The following is a 12993-nucleotide window of genomic DNA, read 5'->3' as shown; positions in this document are numbered from 1 at the left end:
CTTATTTGCACTATAATGGTGCATTGAGTGTAATCAAACTCTGTACACCGTGCAGCCCCCGTCGGTGGCTTTGTGAACTCAATCGGTTGTCATCAGGCGATAACCGCCTCACTAGTGCGTCTGACGCGACGGTTGATTGAGATGTGCACGGTGCAAAAAGAAACGATGAACGGGAGATGATGCAATAACCTTGCCGTTTTCAATGTATTGCACTTGCACCGTGTGAGTGCCCCGATCGACTGGCTCAATATACCAATGCAACGTTCGCTGATCTTGCTGTGTGGTTTGCTGGGGGGAAAGCGCTACCTTTGCACCATCGAGGAGCAATACCACCGACTCTGTGGCTGCATGGACGGGACGGACTGATGCCGAGACTTTGAGCTTACCGGGATTGCTGCGCAAGGTCGCACCTTCAGCAGGATGGAGTAGTGAGAGCGCCACGGCAATGTCCGGCTCGGTTGAGGGAGAGGCAGGTGTCAGGCTCGATGAAGGTGAGACCGGCGGCGTGGATGGCGTAAAGGGCGTTACCGTATGCTCAGTGACCGACATCTCGCCAACCGGCCGCGTATCACTGAGATGCAAAACCCCTTGCGCATCGGTCCATTGATAGACGCTGGTGGCTGCACAAGGCAGTGTGATAAGCAACCAAGTTACGAGAAGCCATTTCATGTTTGTTGTGCCTTATCACGGTAAAACACTGAGTGTAAAACGGCATTAGGCGGGCTCAAGCATAAAAAAGCCCACCTGAGAGGTGGGCCGTAATTTCTGTTGGTGGGCGCTTTACACTGAGTAGTAAAGTTCGAACTCAACAGGGTGCGTGGTCATTTGGATGCGCTCCACGTCACCGGCTTTTAGGCCAATGTAAGAGTCGATAAAGTCATCCGAGAACACGCCACCAGCCGTCAAGAATTCACGATCGGCATCAAGGGCTTGCAAGGCTTCTTTCAAGGACTCGGCAACGGTTGGGATTTCCGCCGCTTCCTCTGCGGGTAAGTCGTACAAGTCTTTATCCATCGCATCGCCTGGATGGATCTTGTTTTTAATCCCGTCAAGACCAGCCATCAGCATCGCAGCAAAGCACAGGTATGGGTTCGCAGACGGATCGCCAAAGCGGACTTCGATACGACGTGCTTTCGGGCTCGGCACCACCGGAATACGGATAGACGCAGAACGGTTACGTGCGGAGTAAGCCAGCATGACAGGCGCTTCAAAACCGGGAACCAGACGCTTGTACGAGTTGGTTGAAGCGTTGGCAAAGGCGTTGATGGCACGCGCATGCTTGATGATACCGCCAATGTAATAAAGAGCGGTTTCGGACAGGCCACCGTACTTGTCACCGGCAAACAGGTTTTGACCGTCTTTCGCGAGTGATTGGTGTACGTGCATGCCCGAGCCGTTATCACCAACCAGTGGCTTTGGCATAAAGGTTGCGGTTTTACCAAAGGCGTGCGCGACGTTATGCACGACATACTTGTAAATCTGAATTTCGTCCGCTTTGGTGGTCAGAGTGTTAAAGCGGGTTGCGATCTCGTTTTGTCCTGCGGTTGCCACTTCGTGGTGGTGCGCCTCAACCACGAGGCCCATTTCTTCCATCACTAATGACATGGCAGAGCGGATATCTTGTGATGAATCCACAGGGGCAACTGGGAAGTAGCCGCCTTTTACGCCCGGACGGTGGCCTTTGTTACCGCCTTCCAGCGCCGAGCCTGAGTTCCAGCTCGCTTCGACATCATCAATTTTGTAGAAAGAGCCGGCCATATCGGTGGCGAATTTCACGTCATCGAACAAGAAAAACTCTGGTTCAGGACCGATCAGGACGGTATCAGCAATGCCAGTTGCGCGCATGTAGTCTTCGGCACGTTTGGCAATCGAGCGAGGGTCACGCTCATAACCTTGCATGGTTGAGGGCTCAAGAATATCACAGCGAATGTTGAGCGTGCTTTCTTCGGTAAATGGGTCCAGCACGGCTGAGCTTGGGTCAGGCATCATAATCATGTCTGATTCGTTGATGCCTTTCCAACCGGCGACGGATGAGCCATCAAACATTTTGCCTTCTTCGAAAAAGTCAGCATCGATTTGGTGTGAAGGAATAGAGACATGCTGCTCTTTACCCTTAGTATCGGTAAAGCGCAGATCGATGAATTTCACCTCGTTCTCTTGGATCAATGCGAGCACGTTTTCTACTGACATGTGAAATAACCTCCGGTGTCAAAATAAAAGGGTAAGCTGGGTTTGCTCCTTGCACAGTACAAAGCGAAAACTGTGCCAACAATTTTAAACGTGCTAATTGCCCCATTGACGGGAAACGCGACGATTAATGGGCACCGAAACACTGTCTGTATGCACCATTATTGTGCATGAATGCATTGCTATGGTGCAAATAGCTCGGCAGTGGTGTTGGATTCGCACGACAGCCGTGCAGCCCTCGAAGTTATAGCAGACAAATGGCGGTGAGAGTGTGGTCTGCCTTTAAAAATTCATCTTGGTCTTTTTCTCACTGAGCCGTTGTATTTGCTTAATAATTCACCAGTGTGGACACAAGAGTCCGTCATTGTCTTTGCGCTGATTCACATATTTAGGTGGGTTTTGCGACAAAATCTGGTACATTACGGCCGTTTTTTTAATCAGGTGGCGGCACCGTCGTGGTAGGTGTGTTTAACCCAAGGTTCGGCGCGCGCCCCCGTCTATCGAGTGAAAAGAGAGTCCATGACCAACTTACAGACTGATAAATTGAGAAATATCGCCATTATTGCCCACGTTGACCACGGTAAAACCACGCTAGTGGATAAGCTGCTGCAGCAGTCCGGCACGCTAGCAACCCGCGGTGAAGTGGAAGAGCGTGTCATGGACTCGAACGACATTGAGAAAGAGCGTGGCATCACCATTTTGGCGAAAAACACCGCGATTAACTGGAATGACTACCGTATCAACATCGTCGATACTCCTGGACACGCCGACTTCGGTGGTGAAGTAGAGCGTATCATGTCGATGGTTGACTCTGTGTTGCTAGTGGTTGATGCGGTTGACGGCCCGATGCCACAAACGCGTTTTGTCACCCAAAAGGCGTTTGCACACGGTCTGAAGCCAATTTTGGTTATCAACAAAATTGACCGCCCAGGTGCGCGTCCTGACTGGGTGATGGATCAGGTATTCGATCTGTTTGATACCTTGGGTGCGACAGACGAGCAGCTAGATTTCCAAGTGGTTTACGCATCCGCACTAAACGGTTGGGCGAGCCTAGACGAAGCCACCGAAGGCGAGAACATGGAACCGCTGTTCAATGCGATCGTTGATAACGTTGCAGCGCCGGATGTTGACATCAACAGCCCATTCCAAATGCAAGTCTCTCAGCTGGACTATAACTCTTACAAAGGCGTTATCGGTGTTGGCCGTATTACTCGCGGCTCAGTGAAGCCTAACCAACAGGTGACCATTGTTAGCGCCGACGGTAGCAAGCGTAACGGTAAAGTAGGTGGCGTACTGGGCTACTTGGGCCTTGAGCGTAACGACGTTGAGCAAGCGACAGCGGGTGACATCATTGCTATCACCGGTCTTGGCGAGCTGAAAATTTCAGATACCATCTGCGATCCAAGCAATGCAGAAGCGCTGCCAGCGTTGACCGTCGATGAGCCAACTGTAACCATGACTTTCCAAGTTAACACCTCGCCATTTGCGGGTCTGGAAGGTAAATACGTTACGTCGCGTAACATTCTTGAGCGTCTGCAAAAAGAATTGGTACACAACGTTGCACTGCGCGTTGAAGAAACGGATAACCCAGATAAGTTCCGCGTATCCGGTCGTGGTGAACTGCACCTGTCTATCCTGATCGAAAACATGCGTCGTGAAGGCTACGAGCTTGCGGTATCACGTCCAGAAGTGATCATCAAAGAAGAAGATGGTCAAAAACTGGAACCGTTTGAAACCGTGACCATTGACGTACTGGAAGAGCACCAAGGCGGCGTGATGGAGAACATCGGTCTGCGTAAAGGTGAATTAACCAATATGTTGCCTGACGGCAAAGGCCGTGTCCGTATGGACTTTATGATGCCGTCTCGTGGCCTGATTGGCTTCCAGACTGAGTTTTTGACCCTGACCTCGGGCTCTGGCTTGATTTATCACACGTTTGACCACTACGGCCCATTTAAAGGCGGTGATATCGGTCAACGTGTTAACGGTGTACTGATTTCTAACGCGGCGGGTAAAGCACTGACTTATGCTCTGTTTAACTTGCAAGAGCGTGGCCGTCTGTTTGCTGAGCACGGTGATGAAGTGTACGAAGGTCAAATCATCGGTATTCATAACCGTTCTAACGATCTGACCGTTAACTGCTTGAAAGGTAAGCAGCTGACCAACGTACGTGCGTCTGGTACTGATGATGCACAGGTACTGACACCAGCCATCAAGTTTACCCTTGAGCAAGCGCTTGAGTTTATCGATGACGATGAGCTGGTGGAAGTGACACCAGAAAGCATCCGTATTCGTAAGAAGTTACTGACTGAAACTGAGCGTAAGCGTGCAGGCCGTAAAGGCTAAATCGTGAATGCGAAGCGTCAAAAAGGCACCCTCGGGTGCCTTTTTTTGTGCCTATGGATTAATTAAGGGTTTGAATAAACCGATCGGACGCTTGAATGGCACGCTGCATATCGGCAATAGCGCGATCGATATCGCCGGCGAGATTTTTGAATTCGCCTTGGAGTGCACCGATGGCGCGTGCATTCAGATTGTGTTTCAGATATAAGCGGTTATCTTGCAGCGTATTTAGCACGGGTGTCATGGTGCGTTCGGCGCGTTGCATGGCATCATACAAGCGCTGATACTCGGCTTTTGTGGCTCGCAAACGCTGAGCACTCTCGCGTTTGAGGCGTGGATTGGTGTATAGCGCCAGCTCCTCGTCCCACTCGGCAAATAAGGCCTGCGCCACGGCGTCCAAGGCATCAATGCGGTCACGAACCTGAGTCACTGCTGCTTCGCTTTTTTGATATTGCTTATTGACCGTATCGTAAGCCGCTTGTAACTCGCCGCCATCAAACTGCGTCAATGCGGTCAATGCTTCAAGCGCGTCGTTAAACTGGGTTTGTGCCTCTTGCTGCGCACTGGCAGCATCTTCAACACGATCGACCATGATATCGCGCTTATGAACGCCGACTTGCTCCATCGCTGCGTAATAGGCAGACTGACAGCCGGTCAGCAGGGTTAAACTGGTCAAAAATAGTAGCATGGCCCGCACAGGCAACTCCTTGGTTATAAATCATGTACACTGAATAAGCGTAAGGCTAACACAAGGTTAGGAACAAGGTATGCTCGATAATCCGCTGCGTGACATGCCCTCATGGCAATGTTCACGTGACTGGCTACAGGCCATGGTTCGTCATTTGTGGCAACGAATGGGAGAAGATAGGCTCACCGTGAGCGCTGGCTATATGGCCTATGTCACCTTGTTGTCCTTGGTCCCGCTTGTCACCGTGGTGCTGTCTGCGTTCTCGAGTTTTCCCGGCTTTTCGCAAGTGGGTGAAACACTGCAGCAGTTTGTGATCAAGAATTTCGTCCCAGCGGCGGGCGAAATTGTCGCGCGTTACCTCAATGAGTTTGTCGCCAACGCGGGCAAGATGACCGCGGTGGGGGTCAGCTTTTTGTTCGTGGTCGCCATTATGCTCATTTCTGCCATTGATAAGAGCTTGAACCACACCTTTAAGATTAAGACCAAGCGACCAATGATGATCGCCTTTTCGATCTACTGGATGGTGCTGACGCTGGGCCCTATCTTGATTGGTACCAGCATTGCCTTAAGCTCGTATTTGACGTCGCTATCGCTCTTACAAAGTGGCGTCGCCAGTGATTTATTAACCACCTTGCTGCGTGGATTACCCTTTGTGTTAACCACGCTTACGTTTATGGGACTGTACACGATGGTGCCGAACACCCGAGTGCGATTGCGCCATGCGTTAGTGGGCGCGGCAGCTGCCAGCATTTTGTTTGAATTGAGCAAAAAAGTGTTCGCGTTGTATGTCACGCACTTTCCTTCGTATCAGCTGATATACGGTGCACTGGCCGTGGTGCCGATTTTATTTGTTTGGGTGTATTTTAGTTGGTGCATTGTGTTGTTTGGTGCTCAAGTGACGGCCACCTTGCATGAGTCGGCACTGTGGCGACCCCAAGGGGATGCGGCGCCGCGAGACACACCTGTCCCTGCTGTGATTGAAAATGAAGACAATAAGGAGCGTTATGATCGCCTTAATTCAACGCGTGAGTGAAGCGAACGTCACGGTTGAGGGCAATACCCTCGGTACCATCGGCAAAGGGCTTGTGGTGCTATTAGGCGTAGAAAAAGGGGATACCGATGCGCAGGCTGCCAAACTGGCGCACAAAGTCACTGGCTATCGGGTGTTTGAAGACGATGCCGGCAAAATGAACCTCAATGTTGCTCAGGCTGGAGGCGAGCTGCTGGTGGTTTCGCAGTTCACCCTTGCAGCGGATACTAAAAAAGGGATGCGGCCGAGCTTTTCAGGCGCGGCGCCGGAAGAGGCGGCACGTTTGTACGATTTGTTTTGTGATCACTGTCGCCAAGCGGGGCTTCAGACCCAAACTGGGCAGTTCGCCGCAGACATGAAAGTGAGTTTGGTCAATGATGGACCGGTCACATTTTGGCTTCAGGTTTAACCAGCCTAACAGGGAGAGACAGGCATGTTCCGAATGGTGACGCCACAAACAGAGCAAGATCTGGCGCGGTATTACGATTTTCGTTATCGCATGCTACGCGAGCCTTGGCATGCACCGCGTGGCTCTGAACGCGACGCGTATGACGTGAGTGCTTGCCATCGAATGATTGTCGATGGCAATGGCGAGCCTGTAGCGATTGGGCGGTTGTATCTGACCCCAGATAACGACGGTCAAATCCGTTATATGGCGGTTTCACCGGACTATCGCAGCCGTGGTCTTGGCGCCTTGGTGCTGATGGCACTAGAGTCCTTAGCACGCCAAGAAGGTGCAAAGCGCTTGGTCTGTAATGCGCGTGAGGATGCGGTCAGTTTTTACGCCAAGCATGAATTTATTAGCCAAGGTGAGTTGAACGATGAGCGCGGTCCGATCCGTCATCAACAAATGGTGAAGCATTTAGACCCACTTTCCGATGTCGTGCGTCGACCTGAATGGTGCGCAGAGCTTCAAACGCGCTGGCAACATCAGATCCCCATCAGTGACAAAATGGGGGTTAAAATCACTCAATTTACCGGCTATCGCTTCGAAGTGTGCGCCAACCTTAATGCCAATCTAAACCCGCATCACACCATGTTTGCAGGCAGTATTTTCAGCCTTGCCACGCTCGCCGGTTGGGGCATGGTGTGGTTGCTGATGAAAGAGCGCCAGCTGAGTGCGGATATTGTGCTCGCAGACAGCCATATTCGCTATCGTCGCCCGGTGGCAGAGCGTCCCCGTGCCAGCGTGTCATTAGACAGTTTAAGCGGCGATCTAGACCGACTCGAAAACGGGCGTCGAGCGCGGGTGACGCTAGAAGTGGCGTTTTTCAGTGGTGATGAACAGGCTGGAGTGTTCACGGGTACCTATGTCTTACTGCCATCGGATGATGCGGCAACGACCCAACCGGCCCCGCAACTGGCTCTGCTGCGTTAGCGCCTTATTCGCTGAGGTTAGGCTCTGTCGCTTGATAAATCGGCCAGCGGAGTGACAGGGTTTGCTCGCCGTTGAGCGTGGCGCGAATGTCACCGCGATCGGCATTGAGCGTCAGCGATGCAAAGGGTAGCGGAACTAAGCGGCTTTCCTCAGGCGGAACAGTCTCCCCTTTCAACCAGTGTGCGAGCCGAATAGACCAAGGTTGATCCACAGATAGGTCGGTTTGCGCCGCAGCGCTGTCGAGAAAAGTGACGGCTAACTGACCGTTCAACCCCACCTTAAAACTGTGTGCGTCTGCTGCCAGCCCTGACCATTGCCCCTCAATATCGTGAAAGCCGTCTAGCGGTAGTGGCCAATCGAACCAAGCATGGTAAATGGACAAGGGAATTTGCAAACCGTCAACGGCCAGTGACCAAGGTCGGCTCGGTGCGGCGAGATTGATCTGCCCAGACAGCGCCAGTTGGCCATCGGGAAAACCCAGTAAAAATTGGTGCAGCTGAAGTTTTCGATCATGGGCCTCAAGACGCAGGTAGGGCTCTGCGATCCACTGCTGGTTAATACTTGCATGGTTGGCGCTGGCTGTAATGAGACCATTGACCAGCTCGCCATCGCGGATCTCAAGAGATTGGCCATCCACATCAATGCCACTGATTTTGGTGGCAAAGTCAGGGGATAAGTTGAGCCACTCGTTATGCTTTAGCTGTAAACTGGTGATGCTCAGTTGGGTCGGTATACCGGGTAACAGGGCTTGAAGGGGATCAAGCTCTTGGCGAGAGAGGGTTAAACCGTTGGCTTGAAAGCGGTCTATCTGCCAATTGTTCTGGGTGAATTGGCCAGACACAGCAAAAAAGCCCTCCTGCAATTGGCTGGTGAGCTGATTGACGATCACTGTGTTATCTCTCCACTCGATATCGCCCAGCGGCTGTTCCCAAGTTTGGCCTTGCCAGCGTAAATAATCGGCGTTGAATGACAATCGCATCGCCGGTTGATACCACCAAGGCGCGTTGGGGGCGAAACGAAGATTTTGCGCCGAGAAGGTTAATTGGTTCACCGACAGGAGATGCGTTTCTGCGCTGAGTTGTCTTACGTCGGCGCGGGCGACGGTTAACACGGTATCGTGAGGCCAAGCCGCGAGCGCTTGCGCGAGGGTCTGGCGGGTTTGCTCGCTATCAATCACCGCATCGCTGATAGTGAGTTGCTCGAGCGCGAGGGTGCCGGGTTGCCAATGGCCCTGCGCACTGATTGCAGCGCGTTGCCACTGCATCGAGGCGCCCAGAATTTCCCACCCTTGGTCACTCGGTTTCGCATCCAGTAGTAACTGGGTTAAGGCGATACCTTGTCCGTTAAGCGAGCCTATTTCCCATTGTGCTCGTCCTTTCACTGTGCCATAGGCTTGGGAGCCTTTTTGCCAATTATCGAGTTGTGCTCGTACATTGGTGGCTTGCCAGTGCGGCGTGTGTAGGGTGATATCACTCAGTAGCACTCGACCAATGGTAAGCCCTTGAGGTAATTCCTGAAATGGGTTGGCGTCCAGCGCATCAAGGTCAATATCCATACCATCAATGCGTAGCCAAGCAATGTGTGGAAAGGTGGCGGGGTCTATATAAAGTTGTAGTTTGTCCGCATGCCAATCGGTTTGGGAGGCTTGATAATCCGGTTGAATCAATGTCAGTTGCAGCGGTGAGCGCCAGTGATACCCCACTTGTGCCGCGGTGAGTTTACCGGGTAACAGAGTCTGGGAGACGGTATTAAAGACAGGTGTGCTGTAACGGGTATGCAAAAGCACCACAACCACGAAAAGCGCGGTAACAATCAGGATGATCAAGCTGGCAATCAGTTTGGCCAGGATGCGCATGGGCAAATCCTATCGGAGCGAGAAAAGGTGACGATGAATGGATTAAGACTGGAGCAAAAGTGGCCTAAATTCAACTGCTAGGCAAAAAGTACGCCCCATATTGCTATGAGGCGTAAGTGGGATGATTTAGTCGAGCTGAGGCCCGGCTGAAACCAAAGCAGCCCCTTCTGGGGTGTCTGTATACTTGTCGAAATTATCGATAAAGCGTTGGGCAAGGTCCTTCGCTTTGCTTTCCCACTGGAGTGGATCGACATAGGTGTCACGCGGGTCAAGGATGCCATCGTTGACCTCGTCGAGTGAGACGGGCACGGTGAGATTGAAGATAGGAATCGTCTTCGTTTCTGCTTTCTCAATCGAACCATCTAAGATAGCGTCAATAATGGCGCGGGTATCTTTAATCGAAATACGCTTGCCTGAGCCGTTCCAACCAGTATTCACTAGGTAGGCTTCTGCACCTGCCGCTTCCATACGTTTGACCAACACTTCTGCATACTTGGTTGGGTGCAAGGTCAAGAATGCGGCCCCAAAAGCAGCTGAGAAGGTAGGGGTTGGCTCTGTAATACCACGCTCAGTGCCGGCCAGCTTGGCGGTAAAGCCTGACAGGAAGTGATACTTGGTCTGCTCAGGCGTCAGTTTAGACACTGGCGGTAGCACGCCAAACGCATCCGCGGAGAGGAAGATCACCTTGTTGGCATGTCCGCCTTTCGACACTGGCTTAACGATATTATCGATATGATAAATCGGGTAAGACACTCGGGTGTTTTCGGTTTTGGAGTTATCGTCAAAGTCGATACGGCCATCGCCACGTACGGTGACGTTTTCAAGCAGTGCATCACGGCGAATGGCATTGTAAATATCGGGCTCTGCTTCTTTGGACAGCTTAATGGTTTTTGCATAGCAGCCGCCTTCAAAGTTAAACACACCATGATCGTCCCAGCCGTGTTCGTCGTCGCCAATCAGCTGACGCTTCGGATCGGTGGAGAGGGTTGTTTTACCCGTGCCAGATAGGCCGAAGAAAATCGCGACGTCGCCGTCTTTGCCCATATTTGCCGAGCAGTGCATGGACGCGATGTCTTGCAAAGGCAAGAAATAATTCATCATCGCAAACATGCCTTTTTTCATCTCGCCGCCGTACCATGTCCCGCCGATAAGCTGCATGCGCTCGGTAAGATTGAAGACCGTGAAGTTTTCCGAGTTCAAACCATGCTCGCGCCATTTATTGTTGACGCATTTAGCACCGTTCATGACCACAAAGTCGGGCTCAAAGTCTTTTAGCTCTTCATCGGTAGGGCGGATAAACATGTTTTTCACAAAGTGCGCTTGCCACGCCACTTCGGTGATCACACGGATCCGTAAACGCGTGTTAGGGTTGGCACCGCAGTAGCCATCAATCACAAACAGACGTTTGCCAGAGAGTTGCTGGGTGACTAAAGCTTTTAAATCTTTCCAAACGGCGTGATCAATCGGCTTGTTATCGTTTTTCCCTTGATCGGACCACCACACGGTATCGCGGGTGGTGTCGTCACGCACAATGTATTTATCTTTTGGTGAACGGCCAGTAAAAATACCGGTATCCACCGCCACAGCGCCGAGCTCAGTCACCACGCCTTTTTCGTAGCCTTCCAGCCCAGGTTTGGTTTCTTCCTCGAACAGCTGTTCATAAGAGGGATTGCGAATGACTTCTTTGACATTTTCCAGACCATGACGGGAAAGATCGATGCCGGCGACTTCGGATTCGACGTTCAGGACAGTCATAGGTGCTCCTTGGGGTAAGATGTTGTTAACTGTCTTTATGCTAGCAACCTGAATAGTGCCATTCAGGGAGTTACTGCAAAAAATTACCGCACGCACACTAGGGCTATTTTGATTGTAGGGTACTGACCACCAGGTGACGTGACTCCCTCTATGGTAACGCTTAGTTAAACGTTTGCGCTACCCACAGAGCTCTTATTGTTTGTACAAAATTAATGCGCAAAAAAATGTGAGATGTGTCCGAGGAGACCAAGAAAAAAGCCAGCTTGATGCTGGCTTTTGAACTAAGTTGGGTTTCTTTGTTTTATGCAACTAAATATGTAGCACGTTTTTCACTGCATTTGTGACGATGAATCGGCGTTCTGCTCAAAGATGGCTGCGACATCGACGCTGTCAAACGCATAATCACTGCCGCAATAATCACAGTGCAAACGAATTGTGCCCATTTCTGCAATCATTTTATCGACTTCGCTGCGTTCAATCGCGGCTATCGCTTGTGCGCTGCGCTCGCGTGAACAGCTGCATTTGAAGCATACTGACTGAGGATCGAAAACGGTGACGCTTTCTTGGTGATATAGACGATAAAGGACGTCTTTTGCATCAAGGCCAAATAATTCATCATTTTTAACGGTTTCAGTCAGCTTCGCCAAATGGTCAAAGTCGTTATCGTCCCCTTTGCCATCCGGTAGCACTTGCAGCATCATTCCGGCCGCGTGACGTTTGCCATCAAACTCACCGGTGCGCAACCAAAGTCGCGTTTCCAGTTGCTCTGAACGCGCAAAGTAGTCTTCAAGGCAGCCTTGCAGATGATCCGAGTCTAAGCCCACAATGCCTTGATAGCGTTCGCCGTCGACCGGTTCGATAGTGATAATGAGCTGCCCCTTACCGAGCATTTCAGGTAGGGTAGCATCGGCTTTGATGTCGCCTTTCAGGCGTGCGGTACCGCGCAGTTGCTGCTGGTGGTCACCATTGATCACCGCCAGTGATACCGGACCGTCACCTTGTAGTTGCACGGTAATCGAGCCTTCAAATTTTAAGGTGGCAGTGAGCAAGCTGGTGGCGACAAGCATCTCCCCCAGTAGCGCTTGGACGGGCGCAGGGTAGTCTTGGTTTTCCAATATGCGTTGATAGGTTTCATCGAGCTTGACCAGCTCACCACGCACAGACACATCTTTAAATAGGTAACGGTGTAGTTGATCGTTTGACATGCAATCTCTCTCCGGCTTAGGGCCTGGTTAGTGGGATCGGCCTTACTCTATGCCTTGTTTAAACTTACGAATATCTCGGCGTTGTTTCTTATCCGGCCGGCTTTCTGGGCGCGGATTGTGTGCGTGTAAGCGACGCATTTCCGTGTTGTGCTCACGCTGTTTGATACTGTCTTGGGTTTCTTGATACAGCGTCTGCGCAATCGGCGCACCCTGACGCTGCTCTGATAATTCTAATACAGTAATGGTTTTTTCTTCGTGTCCTTGCCGAAGTCGGATCTCAGCACCTACTTCAACCATTTTGCTAGGTTTGGCGCGCTGGCCATTATAATGCACCTTGCCGCCGTCAATCATGTTGCGTGCAATTGACCGTGTTTTGTAGAACCGAGCGGCCCATAGCCACTTGTCTAGCCTGACTGCCGTCAAGGGCGCCGATGCGTGTGTTTTCATGACTCAACTCCTGCGCAATCCGGATGGGCGACATTAGCACAAAAATTCCTTTAGAGCAGTATCACAGCGTCGAGGTACAATCTGACCTAAATGTGCTGGCTTGGT

General features: G+C 51.4%; 11 protein-coding genes. 4 read left to right on the top strand and 7 right to left on the bottom strand.

Annotation, left to right across the window (positions count from 1 at the left end; all coding sequences use genetic code 11):
- Positions 1 to 111 precede the first annotated feature (111 nt).
- Positions 112 to 669, bottom strand: a complete 558-nt coding sequence (locus tag N7E60_RS13445) for a DUF4124 domain-containing protein (RefSeq protein ID WP_077455754.1) — start codon at positions 667 to 669, stop codon at positions 112 to 114.
- A 111-nt stretch (positions 670 to 780) separates the two neighbouring features.
- Positions 781 to 2190: a glutamate--ammonia ligase gene (gene glnA / locus N7E60_RS13440; protein WP_069591248.1), complete on the bottom strand. Its 1410-nt coding sequence runs from the start codon at positions 2188 to 2190 to the stop codon at positions 781 to 783.
- 516 nt (positions 2191 to 2706) lie between these two features.
- Here glnA and typA point away from each other — a divergent pair.
- Positions 2707 to 4533: a translational GTPase TypA gene (typA, locus tag N7E60_RS13435; RefSeq protein ID WP_077455753.1), complete on the top strand. Its 1827-nt coding sequence runs from the start codon at positions 2707 to 2709 to the stop codon at positions 4531 to 4533.
- 58 nt (positions 4534 to 4591) lie between these two features.
- Here the strand turns inward: typA and N7E60_RS13430 are convergent, their stop codons facing one another.
- Complete coding sequence (locus N7E60_RS13430; protein WP_269597733.1) at positions 4592 to 5227, bottom strand: DUF2959 domain-containing protein; 636 nt, start codon at positions 5225 to 5227, stop codon at positions 4592 to 4594.
- 94 nt (positions 5228 to 5321) lie between these two features.
- Here N7E60_RS13430 and N7E60_RS13425 point away from each other — a divergent pair, with 94 nt between their 5' ends.
- The 3 genes from N7E60_RS13425 to N7E60_RS13415 are packed head-to-tail and all read left to right on the top strand — an operon-like array spanning position 5322 to position 7626.
- A complete protein-coding gene (locus N7E60_RS13425) occupies positions 5322 to 6251 on the top strand; it encodes a virulence factor BrkB family protein (protein WP_269598596.1) in 930 nt (309 codons plus the stop codon).
- Complete coding sequence (dtd, locus tag N7E60_RS13420) at positions 6223 to 6657, top strand: D-aminoacyl-tRNA deacylase (protein ID WP_069591243.1); 435 nt, start codon at positions 6223 to 6225, stop codon at positions 6655 to 6657. The genes N7E60_RS13425 and dtd overlap by 29 nt, the downstream gene beginning before the upstream one ends.
- 24 nt (positions 6658 to 6681) lie before the next feature.
- Positions 6682 to 7626, top strand: a complete 945-nt coding sequence (locus N7E60_RS13415; RefSeq protein ID WP_269597732.1) for a bifunctional GNAT family N-acetyltransferase/hotdog fold thioesterase — start codon at positions 6682 to 6684, stop codon at positions 7624 to 7626.
- A gap of 4 nt (positions 7627 to 7630) precedes the next feature.
- Here N7E60_RS13415 and N7E60_RS13410 read toward each other — a convergent pair whose 3' ends face one another.
- The 4 genes from N7E60_RS13410 to hslR all read right to left on the bottom strand — a co-directional run bounded on the left by N7E60_RS13410 (position 7631) and on the right by hslR (position 12888).
- Entirely contained in the window at positions 7631 to 9481 is a 1851-nt protein-coding gene (locus N7E60_RS13410) for an AsmA family protein (RefSeq protein WP_269597731.1), read from the bottom strand.
- 126 nt (positions 9482 to 9607) lie between these two features.
- Positions 9608 to 11236 carry a phosphoenolpyruvate carboxykinase (ATP) gene (pckA, locus tag N7E60_RS13405; RefSeq protein ID WP_069591238.1) on the bottom strand — a complete coding sequence of 543 codons (1629 nt, stop codon included), beginning with the start codon at positions 11234 to 11236 and terminating at the stop codon, positions 9608 to 9610.
- A gap of 329 nt (positions 11237 to 11565) precedes the next feature.
- Positions 11566 to 12441 (bottom strand): Hsp33 family molecular chaperone HslO, encoded by an 876-nt coding sequence (gene hslO / locus N7E60_RS13400; RefSeq protein ID WP_069591237.1) that lies wholly within the window; start codon positions 12439 to 12441, stop codon positions 11566 to 11568.
- A gap of 42 nt (positions 12442 to 12483) precedes the next feature.
- The gene (gene hslR, locus N7E60_RS13395) at positions 12484 to 12888 is read right to left on the bottom strand and encodes a ribosome-associated heat shock protein Hsp15 (protein ID WP_077455747.1); all 405 of its coding nucleotides are present in this window, start codon (positions 12886 to 12888) and stop codon (positions 12484 to 12486) included.
- Between the last annotated feature and the right edge of the window lie 105 nt (positions 12889 to 12993).

This window comes from Salinivibrio proteolyticus (genome assembly GCF_027286365.1).
GTDB classification, from domain to species: Bacteria; Pseudomonadota; Gammaproteobacteria; order Enterobacterales; family Vibrionaceae; genus Salinivibrio; species Salinivibrio proteolyticus.
This window is presented reverse-complemented; position numbering and strand designations above follow the sequence as displayed.